Source organism: Polaromonas sp., assembly GCF_029945925.1.
GTDB lineage: Bacteria > Pseudomonadota > Gammaproteobacteria > Burkholderiales > Burkholderiaceae_C > Polaromonas.
Genome location: NZ_JAQSDN010000049.1, coordinates 126,936 through 147,474, shown reverse-complemented (window position 1 = coordinate 147,474; position 20,539 = coordinate 126,936). Strand labels below are relative to the sequence as shown.

At 63.5% G+C, this 20,539-nt stretch carries 16 protein-coding genes; 9 read left to right on the top strand and 7 right to left on the bottom strand.

The window, feature by feature from the left end:
- Nucleotides 1-783: an ATP-binding protein gene (locus PSV40_RS17990; protein WP_300540315.1), complete on the bottom strand. Its 783-nt coding sequence runs from the start codon at nt 781-783 to the stop codon at nt 1-3.
- A gap of 419 nt (nt 784-1,202) precedes the next feature.
- On the opposite strand from PSV40_RS17990, the gene PSV40_RS17985 reads away from it, so the two are divergent.
- Genes PSV40_RS17985 through PSV40_RS17975 form a run of 3 tightly spaced genes read left to right on the top strand, consistent with a single transcriptional unit; the run spans nt 1,203 to nt 9,179 of the window.
- Entirely contained in the window at nt 1,203-5,186 is a 3,984-nt protein-coding gene (locus PSV40_RS17985) for a response regulator (RefSeq protein ID WP_300540314.1), read from the top strand.
- A complete protein-coding gene (locus tag PSV40_RS17980; RefSeq protein ID WP_300540312.1) occupies nt 5,183-7,411 on the top strand; it encodes an EAL domain-containing protein in 2,229 nt (742 codons plus the stop codon). Before PSV40_RS17985 ends, PSV40_RS17980 begins: the two co-directional genes overlap by 4 nt.
- Before the next feature lie 19 nt (nt 7,412-7,430).
- Nucleotides 7,431-9,179 (top strand): diguanylate cyclase, encoded by a 1,749-nt coding sequence (locus PSV40_RS17975; RefSeq protein WP_300540310.1) that lies wholly within the window; start codon nt 7,431-7,433, stop codon nt 9,177-9,179.
- A 6-nt stretch (nt 9,180-9,185) separates the two neighbouring features.
- Here PSV40_RS17975 and PSV40_RS17970 read toward each other — a convergent pair whose 3' ends face one another.
- Entirely contained in the window at nt 9,186-10,697 is a 1,512-nt protein-coding gene (locus tag PSV40_RS17970) for an NAD(P)H-hydrate dehydratase (protein ID WP_300540308.1), read from the bottom strand.
- Nucleotides 10,698-11,147: 450 nt separating this feature from the next.
- Between PSV40_RS17970 and PSV40_RS17965 the strand changes: the two genes are divergently transcribed.
- Nucleotides 11,148-12,371 carry an SAM-dependent methyltransferase gene (locus PSV40_RS17965; protein ID WP_300540307.1) on the top strand — a complete coding sequence of 408 codons (1,224 nt, stop codon included), beginning with the start codon at nt 11,148-11,150 and terminating at the stop codon, nt 12,369-12,371.
- Here the strand turns inward: PSV40_RS17965 and PSV40_RS17960 are convergent.
- From PSV40_RS17960 to PSV40_RS17950, 3 genes are all read right to left on the bottom strand, one after another.
- Nucleotides 12,355-12,606 carry a hypothetical protein gene (locus PSV40_RS17960; protein ID WP_300540305.1) on the bottom strand — a complete coding sequence of 84 codons (252 nt, stop codon included), beginning with the start codon at nt 12,604-12,606 and terminating at the stop codon, nt 12,355-12,357. The genes PSV40_RS17965 and PSV40_RS17960 overlap by 17 nt on opposite strands.
- Before the next feature lie 146 nt (nt 12,607-12,752).
- On the bottom strand, nt 12,753-13,064 hold the full coding sequence (locus tag PSV40_RS17955; RefSeq protein WP_300540303.1) for a hypothetical protein: 312 nt from the start codon (nt 13,062-13,064) through the stop codon (nt 12,753-12,755).
- Between the two features lie 143 nt (nt 13,065-13,207).
- Nucleotides 13,208-13,402, bottom strand: a complete 195-nt coding sequence (locus PSV40_RS17950) for a hypothetical protein (RefSeq protein ID WP_300540301.1) — start codon at nt 13,400-13,402, stop codon at nt 13,208-13,210.
- Between the two features lie 136 nt (nt 13,403-13,538).
- Between PSV40_RS17950 and PSV40_RS17945 the strand changes: the two genes are divergently transcribed.
- From PSV40_RS17945 to gloA, 5 genes are all read left to right on the top strand, one after another.
- A complete protein-coding gene (locus tag PSV40_RS17945; RefSeq protein ID WP_300540300.1) occupies nt 13,539-15,320 on the top strand; it encodes an ABC transporter ATP-binding protein/permease in 1,782 nt (593 codons plus the stop codon).
- 93 nt (nt 15,321-15,413) lie between these two features.
- Nucleotides 15,414-15,869, top strand: a complete 456-nt coding sequence (locus PSV40_RS17940; RefSeq protein ID WP_300540298.1) for a RidA family protein — start codon at nt 15,414-15,416, stop codon at nt 15,867-15,869.
- 3 nt (nt 15,870-15,872) lie between these two features.
- Nucleotides 15,873-16,373 carry a disulfide bond formation protein B gene (locus tag PSV40_RS17935; protein WP_300540296.1) on the top strand — a complete coding sequence of 167 codons (501 nt, stop codon included), beginning with the start codon at nt 15,873-15,875 and terminating at the stop codon, nt 16,371-16,373.
- Between the two features lie 19 nt (nt 16,374-16,392).
- Complete coding sequence (locus tag PSV40_RS17930) at nt 16,393-18,216, top strand: bifunctional anthranilate synthase component I family protein/class IV aminotransferase (protein WP_300540294.1); 1,824 nt, start codon at nt 16,393-16,395, stop codon at nt 18,214-18,216.
- A gap of 3 nt (nt 18,217-18,219) precedes the next feature.
- On the top strand, nt 18,220-18,627 hold the full coding sequence (gene gloA, locus PSV40_RS17925; RefSeq protein ID WP_300540292.1) for a lactoylglutathione lyase: 408 nt from the start codon (nt 18,220-18,222) through the stop codon (nt 18,625-18,627).
- A 23-nt stretch (nt 18,628-18,650) separates the two neighbouring features.
- On the opposite strand, the gene aroC is transcribed toward gloA, so the two are convergent.
- Together aroC and PSV40_RS17915 are read right to left on the bottom strand one after the other, a co-directional pair.
- Complete coding sequence (aroC, locus tag PSV40_RS17920) at nt 18,651-19,754, bottom strand: chorismate synthase (protein WP_300540290.1); 1,104 nt, start codon at nt 19,752-19,754, stop codon at nt 18,651-18,653.
- A gap of 126 nt (nt 19,755-19,880) precedes the next feature.
- The gene (locus tag PSV40_RS17915) at nt 19,881-20,348 is read right to left on the bottom strand and encodes a CBS domain-containing protein (RefSeq protein WP_300540288.1); all 468 of its coding nucleotides are present in this window, start codon (nt 20,346-20,348) and stop codon (nt 19,881-19,883) included.
- Between the last annotated feature and the right edge of the window lie 191 nt (nt 20,349-20,539).

Here is a 20,539-nt window from a genome sequence, read left to right as displayed (position 1 = left end):
TCAGTCCAGGCGCCTATGGGCTTGCGCTTGTGCGGCGCTGATCAGCGTGAAGTAGAAGCAGGCGCCCTTCCCTGACTGGGCTTCGGCCCACACACGGCCTTCGTGGCGCGCGATGATGTTCTTGACGCCCGCCAGGCCCACCCCGGTGCCTGGGAACTCCTTGGCACTGTGCAGCCGCTGGAACAAGCCAAACAACTTGTCAGCGTGCTGCATGTCAAAACCGGCGCCGTTGTCCTTCACGTAAAACACCGCTGGATTAGTGGCTGGCATCACCCCAACTTCGATGCACGGGTGATCCACCTTGGCGCTGTATTTCAAGGCATTGCCCATCAGGTTGTCCAACACGCGCCGCACCAGCGTGGGATCGGCCTCGGCCACCATGCCATCGGCCACCCTGAACTCGGCGCGCCGACTCGCCTGACCGGTCGCCAACCCTTCGTCGCGCTCCAGATCGGACAGGTCCTTGACGACCTCTTTCGCCAGCAAGCTGAGGTCAATGCACTCGCGCCCCACGGGCTCCCGTGCCAGTTGAGCCTGCGCCAGGATAGCGTCGATCATGCCGCTCATGCGGGTGGAGGCTGCAAGCACACGGTCCAGGTGGTCATTGCCAACCCGGTCCAGCACCTTGCCGTAATCCTCTTTGAGGATGCGCGTGAAACCATCGACCACGCGCAACGGCGCCCTCAAGTCGTGTGACAAGGCATAACGCAAGACTTCTTGGTCGGCCTCGCTCAAGGCGGGCACGCGGTCGTCGTCAGACACCGCCGACTCAGGAGCACTCATCACCTCAGTCGGTGTAATGGGTGGCGCAGCTGGGTTGATCCCTGCTTCTGGCGCAGGCAACCATGCCAAGGCCGTTCCCCACACCACGCACCATAGCAACAGGAACAGGCTGTGTGCCCAAGCAGGCGCCTCCAGCAGCACCATCACGACGAGCGTCACCAAACCCGCCGCGCCCCACCCCATTAACTGGATTTGAGACCGCCGACGGAGCGACACCCGACTTAAAAAAGAATGATTACCCGGCATTCAAATGATTGTAAGAAGGACCGCAAGGGGTTTCTTCTGCTGGTTGACCATTTCACTGTGCCTGTAAAGTCCGTGATTAGTTAACGATTGGACACAGTATGCCCCTGCGGTCCCCTGGCAACGGGGCTGACTTACCCAAGGATCGTCACGCGATATCCCCGGACAAGGAAATCATGCGCTTACCGTGGACCTTTATTCTCGCCCTGAGCGCCCTGGTCATGACGACCGTGGCGACCGTGGGCTGGGGTTTGAGCGGGCTTGGGCTGGCTTTGGCTGGTTGGGCATCCGCTGGCATCGGCTATTTGGCGCGCCAAGGGCAGAACCCAGCGGCCGACCAGCCGGGCACGACACGGCCCCCCGAAGCGGTCATGGACGAAGAATTGCTGCCACAAGTGTCGTCTCACGACAACGCGGAGGCACAACGCTGGCTGGCCCTGAGTCAAGAAATCGCCGAAGCCGCCCATGGCGCCAACTCGCTGGCCCAGGCCTTGCAACGGGTCGGCCAAACCCTGCACCAGCACATGGGCTCCAAAGCGTGGGTCTGCCTGCGGGTGGACGGGTGGAATGGCGAGTCGGCCTTGCTGCGCCCTTGGGTGAATGCCGACAGCGATGCCGGGGACATCATTGACGTCACGGCCATCGCCACCACCCAACGCGATGAACGCCCACTCGGTCAGGCCTTGAGCACCCTGAGGCCCAGTTCGGCCCAGGGCGAAGATGAACTGTCGGCGTTGTCCACTTGTCCCTGGCGCTCGCCCCAAACCCACAAAGTGCTGGCCGTGCCCGTCTCGGTCGAAGGCTGGCCGCTGGCCTTGCTGGAGTTCGACGACCCGCAACAGGACTGCATCGGCCTGTCGCACGTGCTGGACATTGCCGCCATCCAGTTGGGTTTTGTCGCCCAGCGAGATGCCAACCTGGCCCACATGGCCACCAGCGCCGAACACCTGGGTCGCCTGGCCCTGGTCGCCTCGCGCATCAGCAGCGGCGTGGCCATCACTGACCGCCACGGCACCATCGAGTGGATCAACAGCGCCTTCGTGGCCTTGACCGGTTGGCCGGAGGAAAAAGTTTTGGGCCGCAAGCTGGGCGACCTGCTGGAGCAGGAAGTCAGCGCCCCCAACACGGTGCGAGAGCTGGAAGACCACCTGTCCCGGGGCGTGCCTTTCCGCCTGTCCTATGAGGCGGCGCGTCAGGGCGGCCAGCTCATCACGCGCTACTGGGGCGAGATCGACGCCATCCAGATGCTGGACGAAACCGGGGGGCGCAGCCAATACGTCTGCCTGTTCAACGACATCACCAAGCGCAAGGCGCAAGAGCATGTGCGCGAGCAGGAGCGCGAATTCCTCGAAGCCTTGCTAGGCAACCTGCCCGTCAGCCTCTTCGTGCTCGACCCGGTCAACCTCAACGTGGTGGCCATCAACCGCTATACCGAGATCGAATTCAAGCTGCAGCGCGACCAAGTGGTGGGCAAATCCATCACGGCGGCACTGGGCGAGTCCGTCCTCAAACTGACCGAAGGCCCGATGCAGGAGGCCCTGGAAACCGGCCAAACCATTGAGCACGATTTCCAGTGGCAAAACGCTTCGCAGCAACGCATTGTCAACGCCCGGCACTTTGCGCTGCGCCACAGCAATGGCCGTCCGCGCCTGCTGATCTCGCTGGTGCGCGACATCACCGCCGCCCGACAAGCCCAAGCCGATCTGGAAGAGTCCGAACGCCGCTTCCGCGAGCTGGTCGAATCGATGGACGACTGCGTCTATGTGGCCAGCGAGCACCGCGCCAGCTACCTCTACCTCAGCCACCGCACGCAAGACCTGTGGGGCGTGTCGGCCGAAGACATCCAGGCCCACCCGGATCGGCTGAAGTCCCTGGTCGTGCCCGAAGACCGCCCTTTGCTGATCGAGCAAGAGGCCATGGAAGACCAGGACCAGCCGACCGACGCCCTGCTGCGCCTGCAGCACCCGGAAAAAGGCCTGCGCTGGTTGCGCCACCGCACCCGCGCCCGCCGCCTGCCCGACGGGCAATCGCGCATCTACGGCCTGGTGTCCGACGTGACCGACGAGCATGGCCAAGCGCTGGAGTTGCAACGCGCCCGCGACATGGCCGAGGCCGCCAGCCAGGCCAAGAGCCAATTCATGGCCAACATGAGCCATGAAATCCGCACCCCCATGAACGGCATCCTGGGCATGACCGAGTTGCTGCTGGGCACGCCACTGAGCGACAAGCAGCGCCGTTTTGCCCAGGCGGTGTACCGCTCCGGCGAAAGCCTGCTCGAGATCATCAACGACATCCTGGACTTCGCCAAGATCGAAGCCGGTCGGCTGGAGTTGGCCACCTGCGACTTCGTGCTGCGCACCCTGGTGGAAGACACCCTGGAGCTGATGGCCCCGCGCGCCCACGAAAAAGGCCTGGAACTCAACTTCCGCGAGCAACCAGGCCTGCCCTCCGTCATCCATGGGGACCCGCTGCGGCTGCGCCAGATCCTGACCAACCTGGTGGCCAACGCCATCAAGTTCACCGAACACGGCGAAATCGTGGTCGACATCCGCCGCGCCATCGGTGGCGCCGTGGAACTGCCCAAGCCCGGCAGCACCGACACCATGCTGCTGGAATTCATGGTGCGCGACACCGGCATTGGCATTCCATCTGAAGTCGTGCCCCGCCTGTTCAGCGCCTTTGTGCAAGCCAACGGCGGCATGGCGCGGCGCTACGGCGGCACCGGCCTGGGTCTGGCGATTTCCAAGCAACTGGTCGAGCTGATGGGCGGCCAGATCGAGGTGCACAGCGCGCCCGGTGTCGGCTCGGAGTTCCTGTTCCGCGTGCCCGTGTGCATCGGCACCACGCAAGCCGACATGGCCATGCTGGAAGAACCCGACATGCCCTCTTTCAACGTGCTGGTGGTAGACGACAACGACACCAACCGCACCGTGATCGAGAACATGCTGACCGCCTGGGGCATGCACGTGGTGCTGGCCGTGGATGGCCGCGAAGCCCTGAAGGTGCTGATGGCCCACCCCTCGCAAGACGCGCCCTTCGACCTGGCCCTGGTGGACATGAACATGCCCCACCTGGACGGCATGGGCCTGGCCGAAGCCGTGCGCACCAGCGGCCGCTACCCCAAGCTGAAGATGATCCTGCTGTCGTCGGTGTCATCACCCGACGACGTGCGGCGAGCGCAAGACGTCGGCTTCCAGCGTTTTGTGGCCAAGCCTCTGCGCAAAGCAGAGTTGCGCCAGGCCATCCTGGGCATTTCGGCGGAGCGTGGCGACGTGGCCCACGAAGCCACTCGCATCAACAAGGCCGTGCTGGTCATCGAAGACAACACCGTCAACCAGGAGGTGTGCTCGCAGATGCTCAAACGCCTGGGTTGCGAAGTGCGTGTCGCGAGTTCAGCCCTCGAAGGTCTGCGCCGCCTGGGTGAACAGCGCTTTGACCTGGTCCTGATGGACATCCAGATGCCCGGCATGGACGGCGTTGAGGCCCTGGGCTGGTTCCGCCGGGGCTCCAACAACCGCTTCTCGTTCATCACACCGTCTGACACGCCGGTGATCGCTGTCACGGCCAATGCGCTGGAAGGCGACGAAGAACGCTTCCTGGGCCTGGGCTTTGACGACTACCTGTCCAAGCCCTTCCGGCAGAGCCAGTTGCACAAGGTGTTGGTGGAACACACCCACATCGACCCCAACGACCTGCCCGAAGCCCCCATCACCGTGCCCACGCCACTGCACGATGGTTTGGCAGATCACACCGCGCCACAAGACCTGCATGGCACCACCGACGAATCGCTCAGCGCAGGCTGGGAAGAGGTCCTTGACCGCCAGGCTTTGCAGCGTTTACAAGACCTCGACCCCAAGGGCGAGAACAAATTGATTGAGCGAGTGTCAAAAGCTTTTGAAAATTCTGTCGGGCGGATGCTGCCGCAACTCGAAGATGCCATCAAAGTCGGCGATCATGCAGGGATCGCGCATGTGGCGCACACTCTCAAATCATCGTCAGCCAGCATCGGCGCGCTCAAGTTGTCGCAAATGTGTGCCGAAATCGAATCCATGATCAGGCGTCCAACAGGTGAAGATCTGACTAATCGCATCAGCGCCATACGGCCCGAGGTGGAACGGGTGACCGCGAGCTTGCGCCTCTTGCTGGAGGCTCAACTGTGAACCTCCTTAGCTCCGTCGGGACCGATGATTCACAAGAGCAGCCGAAAGTGCTGCTGGTGGATGACGACGAAGTCAACCTGCTGTTGACCTCCATCGCCCTGCGCGAGCGCGGTTTCGCGATCACCGAGGCCAGTTCCGGCGAACAAGCCCTGCAAATCATCAGCGAATGGTTGCCCGACGTGGTCGTGCTGGACGCCGTCATGCCCGGCCTGGACGGCTTTGCCACCTGCCAGGAACTGCGCCACCTGCCCGGCTACGAGTCCGTGCCCGTGCTGATGCTCACCGGTCTGGACGACGAGGCCTCGATCACCCGCGCTTACGAAGTAGGCGCCACCGACTTTTTCATCAAGTGCACGCAGTGGAGCCTGCTGGCCGGGCGCCTGCGTTACCTGTTGCGCGCCTCGCGCACCCGCCACGAGCTGGAACGCAGCAAGGCCACACTGGCTCGCGCTCAAGACCTGGCACGCATGGGCAGTTTCGACTGGCGCCAAGGCGTGACCGACATCGTTTTCTCGATGGAAGGCATGCGCGTGTTCGGCCTGGGCGGGCGTGATCGCCTGGGCCTCAAGCGCATCCTGCGCATGATCGGCCCCGAAGAGCGCCAAAGCTTTGAACGCATCCTGCGTGAAGTGTTGGACCACGGCACCGTGCTGTGCAACGACATCCAGGTCAACCTGCACGATGGCCGCCAACGCATCCTGCACATCGAGGCCGAGCCCGAGTTCAATGAAGTGGCCGCCCTGATCGGCTACACCGGCATCGTCCAGGACGTGACCGACCGCCGCGTGGCCGAGGACAAGATCAAGCACCTGGCCAATTTCGACACGCTCACCGGCCTGCCCAACCGCCGCCAGATCTTCTGGCGCAGCGAGCGCGCCATCGAGCACGCCAAGCGCCTGAACCACCACGTGGCCCTGCTGCAAATCGGCGTGGACCGCTTCAAGATCATCAACGAGAACCTGGGCCACCATGCCGGCGACGAACTGCTGATCGAGGTCTCGCGGCGACTGCGCTCCTGCGTGCGCCATTCCGAGCAGGTCATGGAAGGCAATATGGAGATGACCGGCACGCGCGGTCACCGCACCCTGGAGGCCGTGGGCCGCCTGGGCGCCGATGAGTTCGTGGTGCTGTTGCCCGAGATCGTCAACGAAGCCGAGGCCATGGACACGGCCACACGCATCCTGCAAGCCCTGCGCGACCCCATGATGGCCGCCGGCCAGGAATGCTTCATCACCGCCAGCATCGGCATCGCCCTGTTCCCGGCCCATGGCCTGAGCGTGGCCGACCTGCTGCGCAACGCCGACGTGGCCATGGACCTGGCCAAGAGCCAGGGTCGCAACACCGCGCTGGTCTATGACCTGCAACTGGCCAGCAAGGGCCGCGTGCGCCTGGATCTGGACACTGCCCTGCACAAGGCCCTGGAGCGCGACGAACTGGTGCTGTACTACCAGCCCAAGATCGACGTGCGAACCAGCAAGATGGTGGGCGCCGAGGCCCTGATGCGCTGGATGCGCGACGGCAAGATCATCCCCCCGATCGACTTCATCCCACTGGCCGAAGCCACGGGCCTGATCAACGCGATGAGCCTGTGGGCCATCACCCAGGCCGCGCGACAGGCCAAGATCTGGCAAAAGCAATTCGGTTTCGACGCGTCAATCGCCGTCAACCTGCCCAGCCGACTGTTCGAACTGCCCGACCTGGTCGACAAGATCCAGGCCATCCTGACGCAAGAAGGCGTGCCGCCTCATTTCATCGAGCTGGAAATCACCGAAACCGGCCTGATGAAGGACCTGCAGGGCGTCATGCCCTCGCTGCAACGCCTGAATCAGATGGGGATCGAAATTTCCATCGACGACTTTGGCACTGGCTACTCGTCGCTGGCCTACCTGACCACCCTGCCCATCAGCGAACTCAAGATTGACCGCTCCTTCGTGCACGACCTGGGCACCACGCCTCAAAGCTCGGCAGTGGTGTCGGCCATCATCGCGCTGGCGCGCGCGCTGGGCTTGCGCGTGATCGCCGAAGGCGTGGAAGAGGTCTCGCAAATGGAAGTGCTCTACAACCTGGGGTGCCACATCTGCCAAGGTTACCTCTTTGCCCGGCCGATGCCGGCGGCCGACATCGACACCTGGCTGACCAACACCGAGGCCGACCAAAGCTTGCCCCGTGTCGCACTGCTCAGTGGCGACATCGGCGGCTCGGCCATCAGCAGTACCCCCGTCTAAAATCACCGAGGAATCGACCATGGGCAGTTCATCGGGAAGTGGCGCTGCACAGCAGGCCCCCGCGCAACTGGCCAAGGCCGCCCTGCGCCAACTGGCCGAACAAAGGCTGGAACCCACGCCAGAGAATTTCCGCAAGGCCTACGAGGCCGAGCAAGGTGGGAGCCCTGCGCCCACCGAACCCACGGTGGCCCCCGATGCGGCCCCTGCCCTGACACCGGCCGCTGATGGCGAGCGCTGGTCGCAATTGATCGGCCGCATCGTGCGCGGTGCGGAGCGCGGGGGGCGCCAATGGACGGCCGCCCGCAAAAAAGACAGCTTGCAGCGGGTGTTGGATGGCAGCAAGAATTCCGCCAGCCGCTTGCACCAGCGCTTGACCCAACTGGTGGGGGGCTGGGACAGCGACACGCTTGACGACAGCTTGCTGGAGGTGGTGGACACCGCCGATGCAGACACGGCACCGCCCGACACCACCAGCTCGGCCTCCGCGCCACCAGCGGTCACATTGACGACGGACGCACCTCCCGCCACGATGACGCCCACCGCCAGCCCGGGCGAAGCCTGGCCCCCGCTGGCCGAGCATGCCCTGGCCCAAACCCATGGCGTCCTGATCACCGCCCTGCCCGACAACCTCGGCCAGGCCCTGGAAGCCAAGGCCGCTTTGCAAAGTGCCCTGAGCCAGGGCCGCCAATCAGGCCTGGGCCAGCCTGAGCTGGAGGCCACGCGAGACCAGATCACCCAGGCCTGCGACCAGGCCCGGCGCATCATCGAACACCGCTACCACCTCGTCGAACAACTCAACGAGCTGTGCCACACCTTGACCGACAGCCTGGTCGAATTGGCCGAGGACGATTCCTGGGTGCAGGGCCAGTGCCAGGCCATGCAGTTCCAGTTGGATGAAGGGCTGAACAGCCGTGGCGTCAAGCACATGCAGGATTTGCTGGACAGCACCCGGCAGCGGCAAAAGGAACTCAAGCTGGAGCGTGATTCCGCGCGCCAGTCGCTCAAACAGTTCATCCACCAGATGTTGCAAGAGATCGCCGAGTTGGGCAGCACCACCGACCGCTTCCAGCAAAGCCTGGGGCGCTATGCCGACACCATCGGCCAAGCCGACTCGCTGGAGAGCCTGGCGGGCGTGGTCCGCGACATGGTGGACGAAAGCCGCGCCGTGCACGGTCTGGTCAACCAGGCCCAGACCCGCATGCAAGCAGAGCACGAACGCGCCACCGAACTGACCGACCGCGTGCGCTCGCTCGAAGACGAAATCCGCCGCCTGTCTGACGAGGTGTCCACCGACCCGCTCACCCAGATCGCCAACCGGCGTGGCCTGGCCAAATCCTTCGAGACCGAGCGTGCGCGCATGCAACGCAGCGGCGGCGCCCTGGCCATCGGCTTGCTGGACGTGGACAACTTCAAGAAGCTCAACGACCAGATGGGCCACCACACGGGCGACCTGGCCCTGCAGTTTCTGTCGCGCCGCGTGAGCGAGTGCCTGCGCCCCAGCGATTCACTGGCCCGCTACGGCGGCGAAGAATTCGTGGTGCTGTTGCCCGACACGCCGGTGGACGAAGCGCAGCTGGTGCTGACCCGCCTGCAACGCACCTTGAGCGCCGAGTTCTTCACGCAGGATGAGAAGAAAGTGTTCATCACCTTCTCCGCCGGCGTCACCCAGTACCGCACCGATGAGGCCATCGAGGCCGCCCTGGACCGCGCCGACGTGGCCCTGTACGAGGCCAAGCAAACCGGCAAGAACCGCACTTGCGTCGGCTGACTTGAATCAGCCGGGTTGCAGCAGTTTTTGCAGCACGGCCGGCAACTGATCAGGCAGGTCATCGGCGATCAGGCCAGCGCCAAAAGCCCGTGCCGCCTCGCCATGCAGCCAGACTGCCGCGGCGGCGGCATGGAACACCGCCATGCCCTGCGCCAGCAGCCCTGTGATCAGGCCCGCCAGCACATCGCCTGCCCCGGCGGTGGCCAGCGTTGGAGGCGCGTTGGTGTTGACCAATGCCATCCCATCTGGCGCGGCAATGACCGTGTCCGCGCCCTTGAGCACCACCACGGCCCCGCTGCGATGCGCCGCCCAACGCGCCCGGCTGAGCTTGTCAGTAGCAGGCAAGGCCTTGGCCTGCGGAAACAAGCGCGCAAACTCACCCTCATGGGGCGTCATCACCACCGGCCCACGTGTGGCCTTGATCAAGGCGAACAAAGCATCGGGGTCGTCTTCAAAGGCTGACAAGGCATCGGCGTCCAGCACCACTGGGCGCCCACTGGCCAAGGCCACTTCCGCCAGGGGACGCACGCCCCGGGCCAAGCCACCTGCCGCTCCGGGGCCCAGCAACACCGCGCTGATGCGGGCATCGCGCAAGACCTCTCGCAGGCTCGCCGCCAGCTCCACCGAATCCTGGCCGCTCAGGGGATGCACCATGATGCTGTTCAAGGCCGCGGCATAGACCGGCCAGGCCGATTCAGGCACCGCCACCGTGGTCAAGCCTGCGCCTGCACGAGCGGCCGCCCGCGCCGATAAGCGCGAGGCGCCGGTCATCACGCCGCCGCCGTAAACCAAGGCGTGGCCACGTTGGTATTTGTGGTGATCGGCCGTCAGCGCTGGCCAATCACTGCGCCAGTACTCCGGCGTGTTTTCAAAGGTGGCTGGCTTGACGAAGTCACCCACATCCGCCCGCAAGCCAATGTCGGCCACCGCCACCTCGCCGCACAAAGCCCTGCCCGGCAGCAAGACATGGGCAGGCTTCTTGCGGAAGAACGTCACCGTCAAAGCGGCCTGCACCGCACCTGCGCTCTCTCCCGTGTCACCAAACACACCGCTGGGCACATCCACGGCCACCATCGGCACCCCGGACTGGGCCACCGCTTGCAGCGTGGTGGCCGCCATGTCGCTCAAGGGTCGGCTCAAGCCCGAACCAAACAAGGCATCGACCACCAAGCTGGCACCCTCCAGCGCATCGGGGTGCAAGGGCACACAAGAGGCCGGATCCCAATACCGCGCCTGGATCAAGGCATCGCCTTTGAACGCTGCCCACTCACCCAGCAAGGCCACGCGCACAGGCCAGCCCGCCTCGCCCAAGCACCGGGCGATCACCAGACCATCTCCGCCGTTGTTGCCCGGGCCGCACAGCACCACCACGGACCGGTTGGTCCAGCGCGCCAGGATCGCTTCGGCCACGGCCTTGCCTGCCTGCTCCATCAACGCCTGCCCAGACGTCCCCGCTTGCATGGTCAAGTTCTCTGACTGCACCATCTCTGCCACGGTCAACAGTGCCGTACGTTTCATGCTTTGTTTCACCTTGTCAGCCCAATCACCCGAGTCTGCCTTACATCCCGTTACCGGCGGGAAAAGTCGCGCAGCTTTTCACGTCCAAGCCAGCGACGTGCCTGTGGCCTCTTGCGCCCACAGGCGCACTTGATTCACACTGCAATGGCGGTGAACGATGGGATCTCCATCAACCGCAAGGCACACCGGGTAACGGTGGCTTGAACGGGTGCAGCGCTTGCGTTATTGCAAGCTGGCAGGGTGGATCTGCCAGCATCACGCCGTCGGTGAGACGGCTCCCCTGATCGTCTGGGGGCATGATCGGCCAGGACCCACCCCGGCCGGTAAGTCGACCCGATCGTGGTCGTCGACCCAGGAGCCCGGCGTTTTTAAAACGGCCGGGCTTTTGCTTTGGGGAAAATGCCCTCGACAATCCCAGCCTTGCCCCATTTCCAGACAAAGGCGCCCCGCATGCCCACCCCGCACGATCAATTTTTCAGCCTGGTGCATGAACACCTCAATCAGCAGACCCTGGTCAAGCTGGTGCTGGGCAATTACGTCGGCCCGGTCGCCGACCTGGTCCGTGTGCAGGTGCGGCCAGTCACCATCAAGGGGCAAGCCTGCCTGTCTTTCGTCCACCGGCACCAAACCAAGGACATCATCAAGAACCTGCCCGTGGCCGAAGGACTGGCCGCACTCCAAACCATGGTAGGCCAGGACTTCAGGAATGCCCACCTGCTGACCCCGACCGAAGAAATCCAGTTGGCCATCAGCAAGAAGGGCAAGGCCACGCTGCGCTTTGGCAAGAGCGAGCAGCACGAACCCACCAGTCAGGAACACAACCGCCAGAAAGAACGCCTGCTGGCGCTGGACCGCCCTTTCCTGACCGCCTTGGGTGTGACCGACGCCAAACAGGCCTTGATCCCGGCCATGTCGCGCAAGTGGAAGCAGATCAACAAATTCATTGAGGTGTTCAGCCGCGCCCTGGCCTCATCACAACTGGCCCAGGCCCAGAACATCCACGTGGTGGATTTTGGGTCGGGCAAGGGTTACCTCACGTTCGCCATCCACGACTACCTGCAAACCAGCCTGGCCCTGACCGCGCAGGTGACAGGGGTTGATTTGAAAGAGGACATGGTCGAGTTGGGCAACACTGCCGCGAGCAAGTTGGGCCTGAAGGGCCTGCGCTTTGACCATGGCGATGTGCGCAACTACCAGGCTGGCACAGTGAACGTGATGATCGCGCTGCACGCTTGCGACATCGCCACCGATTACGCCATTCACATGGGCATCCGCACCGGAGCTGACATCATCATGTGCTCGCCCTGCTGCCACAAGCAGATCCGGCCCCAGTTGCTGAGCCCTCATCCGCTGCGCCCCATCTTGCAACACGGCGTGCACCTGGGCCAGGAGGCGGAGATGCTGACCGATGGCCTGCGGGCGCTGCTGCTGGAAGCCTGCGGCTACGACACGCAGGTCTTTGAATTTGTCTCGCTGGAGCACACCAACAAGAACAAGATGATCCTGGCGACCAAACGGGCTTCAGGCGCACCAGACAAGGCGGCTGAAACGTTGACGCAAATTCAAGACATCAAAAACTTCTATCAAATACAGGAACATTGCCTGGAAAGCCTGCTGAAGGCTGAGGGGATGTTGCCCTCAGCCTCTTCGGCAAAACTCACGCATCGTGCGTAGCCCGTTTGGCCAATGCTGCACCGCCGCGCAGGCCAAGTGCCGTGCAAACCGCCACGACGGCCACCGTGGCAATGATGCTCAACCACTGAGGCGCGCCAAGTTCCGCCAAAGGGGCATGGATCAAACCGACACCCACGGGTAAACCGACCAGGAAACCGGCGATCACGCCCAGCTTTTCGTAGCCCAGGCCTTTGCGGCTGGCATCAGATTCGTATTTCAATGTGTGTTGCGTCATGATTCACCCCAAAAAAATTGTTGCGATGCAGCAATCCTAGCTGAATACGGGCCGTTATGGATGTAAACCCTAGGTAACAGTGTGTGGATGACCGAAAACCACCTCGAACCGGGGGGATGCCACGTTGTTTTTCGGACCCCGTTAACTCAAACCGACGGAGTTTGCTGGCCGACCAACCAGCGGTGCAAATTGACTTTGCGCCCGCTTTGCAGATCGCTGGCCTCCACGATCTTGCTGATTTTCAAGACGCATTCCCGGCCCAGGGCATCGCACCACACGGTCAGGCGCCGCAGGTCGGAGTGCAGCGTGATGACGCGCACGGTGGACTTCTGCAGAACGCCGTTCTGATCGATGAACATCACCTTCCAGTAAAACGGACCTGGATCTGGGGACCTGGGCTCAGCCGGTGCACTCGGTTTGAAAAGGGCACGGCCCAGTCCGTCCATGAAGGCAAACATGCCCATCGCTGTCATCGGGTTGAAACTGATCCTCATCGCACTCTCCTGCACACGTCTTGTGTGATGCAGGAATCGTAGCCAGAGGCCTCCCACTTGAAACCCCCACAAAGAGCGAGTGGGCGATGCCAAGTTAGGGGGCTCGGTCAGTCCCTGATGCCCAGGCTTCGCCAACTGGCCACTTCGCGCTCGGCGGCGTCTTCGGGGCCCAGGCTGGGGGAATCGCACCAGATGTCGGCGGCGAGTTGCTCGGCCTCGTCAGGGCTCAGACTGGGTCGGAAGGCCCGCAACTCGGCTGAGCAGCGGTCAATCCAGGCGTCACGGTCGTCATCATCATTCATGGTGATACTTCGTGTGAGCACTCTCGCAGTGCTGGTCGCCTTCAGTCTAGCCTGAAGGCGCGCCATCCGGCCAAGAATCTACCCGCGCTGGGGCTTCACGCACAATCCCCTGCACAGCGTGCTCAAGGAGACCGAATTGGATTGGAGTCAAGAGCTGGTTGCCAGCCTGGTGTGGTTGGCCCAGGCATTCGCACTCACGAGTGTGGGGTTCGTGGCCGTGGGGTTTTTCGTCACGCGCAGCACCCGTTGGGGGCGCCAGTTTTTGCGCCTGGGCTGGCCCTACCTGACGCCCAAGCGCAGCTGGAAACCACTGCTCACCGTGGCCCTGATCCTGTTCCTGGCCATGTTCTCGGTGCGCATGAACGTGCTGTTCTCGCTTTGGTACAACGGCTTTTACAGCGCCCTGCAGGCCCTGGACCAAAAGGCCTTCTGGTTCTTCCTGGGCATCTTCAGCATCCTGGCCGCCGTGCATGTGCTCAGGGTGCTGCTCACTGCCTACATCAGCCAGGTCTTCGACATCGACTGGCGCACCTGGTTGAACGAACGGCTCACCAAGGACTGGCTGGAGGGCGACGCCTACTACCGAGGCCACTTCCTGAACGAGCCGGTGGACAACCCCGACCAGCGCATCCAACAGGACATCGCCACCTTCGTGTCTTCGTCTCGCAAGCTGTCGATTGGCACAGCCGATGCCGTCGTCTCGCTGGTGGCCTTCACGGGCATGTTGTGGGGGTTGTCGGGCGCCTTGGCCATCATGGGGGTGGAGGTGCCGCGCGCCATGGTGTTCCTGGTGTACGTCTATGTGCTCGTGGTCACCGTGGTCGCCTTCAAGCTGGGTCGTCCGCTGATCAGCCTGAACTTCCTGAACGAACGATTGAGCGCCAATTTCCGCTACGCCCTCATGCGCCTGCGCGAGAACGCCGAGAACATTGCTTTTTACCAAGGTGAGCGCGTAGAACGCGCCACCTTGATGAACCGTTTCGCGGCCGTCATCGCCAATGTGTGGGCACTGCTGTTCCGGGGCTTGAAGTTCGATGGGTTCAACCTTGCCGCCAACCAGTTGGCCGTGGTGTTCCCCTTCATCTTGCAGGCACCGCGCTTCTTCAGCGGTGCCATCAAGCTGGGTGACGTCATGCAAACCTCGCAGGCCTTTGGCCAGGTGCAGGATGCGTTGTCCTTCTTTCGCATGTCGTACGACGAGTTCGCGCAGTACCGTGCGGCCCTGGATCGCTTGACCGGGTTCATGGACGCCAATCAGCAGGCGCGCGACCTGCCCAGCATACAGATCAACGGCCGTGATGACGCTTTGGTGATCGCTGGCGTGGGCGTGTCACGGCCCGATGGCCATCCCTTGGTGCAAGGCTTGAGCCTCACCTTGCAGCCGGGCCAAAGCATGCTGATCAAAGGTGCGTCAGGAAGTGGCAAAACCACCTTGCTGCGCACGCTGGCGGGGCTTTGGCCCCATGCCCAGGGGGCCGTCGACCGACCCGTGGGCCCACACGCCCTCTTTTTGTCGCAACGACCTTACCTTCCCCTGGGCAATTTGCGCAGCGCGCTGATCTACCCGGCCCTGGTGCTGGACGACGCCTTGATCCACGACGCTTTGATCAAGGTGCAACTGGGCCATTTGCAGACTCACCTGGACGAGCCGGCCGACTGGTCGGGCATCCTGTCGCTGGGCGAGCAGCAACGGCTGGCCTTTGCGCGCGTGCTGTTGAACCAGCCCCGCATCGCCTTCCTCGATGAAGCCACCTCGGCCACCGACGAAGGGCTGGAGCACGCCCTGTACACCTTGCTGCGAAAAGAGCTGCCGCAATGCATGTTGGTGAGCGTGGGACACCGCAGCACGCTCGACGGTTTTCACTCTCACCGACTGGTCCTGAACCAGGGTGGCCAATGGGCCTTCACCGCGGCATGACACGGGTGGCGGTGTAGGATCGTGGCCAAGCTTTGACCTGCTGCTTTTGACCACTGTCGGCGGGCCGTCCTACCTCCTAGATTTGTTGCCACCATGTCCATCCAAGACCGCCTCGACACCCTGGGCATCACGCTGCCCCCAGTGACCGTGCCCGCCGCCTCTTACCTGCCCTTCATGCGCACGGGCAACCTGGTGTTTTTGTCGGGCCACATCGCCAAAAAAGATGGGCACGTGTGGGTCGGCCAGTTGGGCAAGACCATGACCACCGCCGAAGGCCAGCAAGCCGCGCGCGCCGTGGCCATCGACCTGATGGGCACTCTGCAGGTGGCCGCTGGCGGCCTGGACAAGGTGGTGCGCATCGTCAAGGTGATGAGCCTGGTCAACAGCACCCCTGATTTCACCGAGCACCACCTGGTCACCAATGGCTGCTCCGAGCTGATCGCCCAGGTGTTTGGCGAACCCGGCCGGCATGCGCGCAGCGCTTTTGGCGTGGCGCAGATCCCGCTGGGTGCCTGCGTCGAAATCGAACTCATCGCTGAAATTGTCTGATCCATGCGTTCACTCAACCTCCGCCCCGCCCCATCTGGTCGCCCTGTGCTGGCGCTGATCGCTCTGGCCTGCGTGGCCTCTGTGGGTTTTGCCCTTTTGGCCCAGTACCAACTGGACATGCAGCCTTGCCCTTGGTGCATCCTGCAGCGCGTGCAGTTCCTGCTGATCGCGATCCTGGCGGGGCTGGGTGCCCTGATCGGTGGCCGGGTGGTTACGCTGCTGACATCGGTGCTGATCGTGCTTGCCGCGGCGTCAGGTGCGGCCTCGGCTTGGTACCAGCACTTCGTGGCGGCCAAGACTTCGTCCTGCAACCTGACTTTGGCAGATCGCATCGTCTCCAGCCTGCACCTGGACACCACGCTGCCAGCGGCCTTCGAGGTGCGCGCATCATGCGCCGATGCCGCCGCCAAGCTGATCGGTGTGCCTTTCGAATTCTGGAGCCTGGCGCTGTTCGTGGTGCTGGGCCTGGCAGGCCTGTGGTGTGCCCTGCGCGCACGCGGCTGAAGCGATTTCGCTCGCTGCCATGAGCATCAGTGCGGTGCCTTCGCCACCCCCAGTGGCCTTGCTGGACTTTCCCGCGGCACAGGGCGGCCGCCAAAAGCACGCGTTCGGCCCAGCCGTGACATGGCTGGTGGCCACTGAACTTGCGGAGGTGCGCAGCGTCATCGATGCGGCCCACGAGCACGCCCGACAAGGGCGCTGGTGCGTGGGATGGGTGGCCTATGAAGCGGCCCCCGCCTTTGACGACCATCTGCCCGTTTGCCAGCCCGAGCCCGGTCAAGCACTGGCCATGTTCGCCGTGTTCGACCAGGCCTTGCCTTGGCCCACCGCGACTCACCGGGGCGCCTGGCAAACCACGCCCTGGCAATCCAGCTTGAGCCCTCACGCCTTCACGGCACAGATCGAAGCCATCCATGAATTGATCCGGGCGGGCGAGGTCTACCAGATCAACCTGACCACGCCGCTGCGCAGCCAACTTGAGCCGAAGGCGCCGGAGACCGCGCTCCAGTACTTCCATGCCCTGCACCGCAGCCAGCCCGATGGCTACGCGGTCTACCTGGACACCGCCGAGCAACCCTCCGCCACAGGCCTCAGCCATGTACTGAGCGTTTCGCCCGAGCTGTTCTTCCATTGGCAGGGCGACCAGATCATCACGCGCCCCATGAAGGGCACGGCGGCGCGTGGCAGCACGCCGGATGAAGACGCCGCCGCCGCCCGGCACCTGCAAACCAGCGACAAGGAGCGCGCAGAGAACCTGATGATCGTGGACCTGCTGCGCAACGACCTGTCGCGCATCGCGCAGGTGGGCTCGGTGCAGGTGCCCTCGCTGTTTGACGTGCAGGCTTTGCCCACCGTGTGGCAGATGACATCCACCGTGCAGGCACGCACGCGCGAAGGCTTGCGGCTGTCCGATGTATTCGCCGCGCTGTTCCCCTGTGGCTCGATCACCGGGGCGCCCAAGCGGCGCGCCATGCACCACATTGCTGCGCTGGAAGGCTCGCCTCGCGGCGTGTACTGCGGCGCTGTGGGGCTGATGACACCTGGGGGTGAAGTGACCTTCAACGTGCCCATCCGCACCGTCGTGCTGCGGCCTGGATCGCAGCCAGGCTGGGATGCCCATTGCGGCATCGGCAGCGGCATCACCCTGGATGCCACGGCCGAGGCCGAGGCCAGTGAATGGCGGCACAAGCAGGCCTTCTTGAAGCGAGCCGCCCAACCTTTTGAACTGCTGGAATCACTGCGGCTGGAAGAGGGGTGCATCCCCAGGCTGGAAGGCCACCTTCAGCGCCTGACGCGCACGGCCAGGCATTTCGGTTTTCCCTTGGACGTGGCAGGGGTCCGTGGCACCTTGACGCGACATACCAAGGCGCACCCCCAGGGCATTCACAAGGTCCGCTTGCTACTAGACGCCCAGGGCCAGGCGACCTGCGAATCCAGCCCCCTGGCGGCCAGCCAGTTGCCCATCCGGGTGGCCTTGGCGGTTCAAGCCATGCCTTTGGCCGACGAGTTCATCGCCCACAAGACCACCCAGCGCAGCGCCTACGCGCCCTTCCACCCGCCACCCGGCTGCTTCGACACCCTGCTGTGGAACGCCCAAGGCGAGGTCACCGAATTCACCATCGGCAACCTGGCCGTGAAGCTGGCGGGTGGGTGGTTCACGCCGCCCTTGTCTGCCGGACTGCTGCCCGGCGTGATGCGCGAAACGCTGTTGGCAGAAGGCCGTTTGCGCGAACGCAGCATCACCTTCGATGAACTGCGCCAAGCCCAGGGCCTGGCCTTGATCAACAGCGTTCGCGGCTGGATGGACGCCGAACTGCTGCCCACCGAACAACCTGCCGGAGATTGAAAAATGCGCTTTCTGCACACCATGCTGCGGGTCACCAACCTGCAACGCTCAATTGATTTTTACACCCAGGTGCTGGGCATGACCCTGCTGCGCACCACCGATCGGCCCGAGCAGCAATACAGCTTGTCTTTCCTCGCTTTTGGCGGCGGCAACCCGGGGCAGGCGGAGTTGGAGCTGACCTACAACTACGGCATCGACAAGTACGAGCTTGGCACGGCTTATGGCCACATCGCCATCGGTGTCGATGACATCGTGGCCACCTGCCAGGCGGTGCGCGACAAGGCCGTGGCCCTGGGCGGCGCCATCACGCGTGAACCCGGCCCGGTCAAGGGCGGCAACACGGTGATCGCCTTCATCACTGATCCGGATGGCTACAAGATTGAGTTGATCGAGCGCGGCATCACGGACTGAACACAGCCCGGCCAGTCAGTCAGTCAGTCAGGCCGCTGCGCCGCGATCTGCGGCGTGCTCACCACCACATCGCCACACTGCGCACGGTGCATCAAGGCATGGTCGATCAGGACCAGGGCCAGCATGGCCTCGGCGATCGGCGTGGCGCGGATGCCCACGCAAGGGTCGTGGCGGCCAAAGGTTTCCACCGTGGCGGGCTGGCCATCCAGGTCGATGGACTGTCGCGGCACGCGGATCGAACTGGTCGGCTTGATGGCGATCGACACGCGCAGGTCCTGCCCAGTCGAGATGCCGCCCAGCACGCCACCGGCGTGGTTGGAGCCAAAGCCTTCCGGCGTCAGCTCGTCGCCATGCTCGCTGCCCTTCTGGGCCACCACGCCAAAACCATCGCCGATCTCAACGCCCTTGACGGCATTGATGCCCATCATGGCGTAGGCGATGTCGGCGTCCAGTTTGTCGAACAAGGGCGCGCCCAGGCCAACGGGCACATTGGTGGCTTCGACCGTCAGTCGCGCGCCGCAAGAGTCGCCCTCCTTGCGCAGGGCGTCCATGTAGTCTTCCAGCGCCTCGATCTGGCTGGTGTTGGCTGCGAAGAAGGGGTTGTGGTGCACGTGTTCCCAGCCCTCGAAGGCGATGGGCACGTTGCCGAGCTGGGTCATGCAACCGCGGAATTCGGTGCCGTACTGCTCACGCAACCACTTCTTGGCCACGGCACCGGCTGCCACCATGGGCGCAGTGAGGCGCGCCGATGAACGACCACCGCCGCGCGGATCTCGCAGGCCGTATTTATGCCAGTAGGTGTAGTCGGCATGCCCCGGGCGGAAGGTCTGCAGGATGTTGCCGTAGTCCTTGCTGCGCTGGTCGGTGTTGCGGATCAGCAGGGCTATGGGCGCACCAGTGGTCTTGCCTTCGTAGACACCACTGAGGATTTCAACCGCGTCGGGCTCGTTGCGCTGGGTGACGTGGCGGGAGGTGCCAGGACGGCGGCGGTCCAGCTCAGGCTGGATGTCGGCCTCGGACAAGACCATGCCGGGCGGGCAACCATCGATCACACAGCCGATGGCCGGGCCATGCGATTCGCCAAAATTGGTGACGGAAAACAAGAGTCCGAGGGTGCTGCCAGCCATTGCGCGAACCAGGTAATTGCGAAAACCGCGAGACCGCCATTGTCCCCCATACGACAACGCCCGGACAAAGCCGGGCGTTTGAGCGGAAGCGCTGCGCGACTTCCGCGGGAGGGGGCACGCTGATTTTTAGAGCAAAGCCTGGCGCTCACCAGCCTCTTCTTCAACCGGCCAGTCGCGGATGTAGGCCTTGAGCATCCGGTTTTCAAAATCCTGGCTGTCAACCACGGCCTTGGCCACGTCGTAGAACGACATCACGCCCATCAGGGTTTTTTGCGTCATGACCGGCATGTAGCGCGCGTGACGACTCAGCATCATGCGGCGCACTTCGTCAATCTCGGTGTCGGGCGTGCAGGTGAGCGGATGGTCGTCCATCACCGAGCGCACGCGGGTGTCGCCCATGACGCCGCCATTGCGCACCACGGCCTGGATCACCTCCCGGAAGGTCAGCATGCCGACCACGTCACCGTGTTCCATCACGACCAGAGACCCGATGTCGAACTGGGCCATGGTGTTGACCGCTTCAGACAGGAGCTGTTCGGGTTGCACGGTGTATAGGGTGCTGCCTTTGACTCGCAGGATGTCGCTGACTTTCATGGTCGGTCTCCTCTTGTTCAGGGGTTGCACAGTGCGTCTGACGCTGTTGAGTCATATTGCCGCAATATGTGGCAAACGCCAATGGGTGATCGGGCTCAAACCCGCGCAAATTCTGAGCTTTTGAAGCGCAAACCGTGCCCGAATGCCCAACAGGCACGCGGTCGGCTGGGGTTCACCCTGCATTGGCTCGC

Coding starts and splice junctions, on each gene's coding strand:
- PSV40_RS17970 (WP_300540308.1), bottom strand. CDS start 10,697: ATGAAACGTACGGCACTGTTGACCGTGGCAGAGATGGTGCAGTCAGAG.
- PSV40_RS17950 (WP_300540301.1), bottom strand. CDS start 13,402: ATGAATGATGATGACGACCGTGACGCCTGGATTGACCGCTGCTCAGCC.
- PSV40_RS17940 (WP_300540298.1), top strand. CDS start 15,414: ATGTCCATCCAAGACCGCCTCGACACCCTGGGCATCACGCTGCCCCCA.
- PSV40_RS17960 (WP_300540305.1), bottom strand. CDS start 12,606: ATGACGCAACACACATTGAAATACGAATCTGATGCCAGCCGCAAAGGC.
- PSV40_RS17935 (WP_300540296.1), top strand. CDS start 15,873: ATGCGTTCACTCAACCTCCGCCCCGCCCCATCTGGTCGCCCTGTGCTG.
- PSV40_RS17975 (WP_300540310.1), top strand. CDS start 7,431: ATGGGCAGTTCATCGGGAAGTGGCGCTGCACAGCAGGCCCCCGCGCAA.
- PSV40_RS17915 (WP_300540288.1), bottom strand. CDS start 20,348: ATGAAAGTCAGCGACATCCTGCGAGTCAAAGGCAGCACCCTATACACC.
- PSV40_RS17955 (WP_300540303.1), bottom strand. CDS start 13,064: ATGTTTGCCTTCATGGACGGACTGGGCCGTGCCCTTTTCAAACCGAGT.
- aroC (WP_300540290.1), bottom strand. CDS start 19,754: ATGGCTGGCAGCACCCTCGGACTCTTGTTTTCCGTCACCAATTTTGGC.
- gloA (WP_300540292.1), top strand. CDS start 18,220: ATGCGCTTTCTGCACACCATGCTGCGGGTCACCAACCTGCAACGCTCA.
- PSV40_RS17990 (WP_300540315.1), bottom strand. CDS start 783: ATGAGTGCTCCTGAGTCGGCGGTGTCTGACGACGACCGCGTGCCCGCC.
- PSV40_RS17965 (WP_300540307.1), top strand. CDS start 11,148: ATGCCCACCCCGCACGATCAATTTTTCAGCCTGGTGCATGAACACCTC.
- PSV40_RS17930 (WP_300540294.1), top strand. CDS start 16,393: ATGAGCATCAGTGCGGTGCCTTCGCCACCCCCAGTGGCCTTGCTGGAC.
- PSV40_RS17985 (WP_300540314.1), top strand. CDS start 1,203: ATGCGCTTACCGTGGACCTTTATTCTCGCCCTGAGCGCCCTGGTCATG.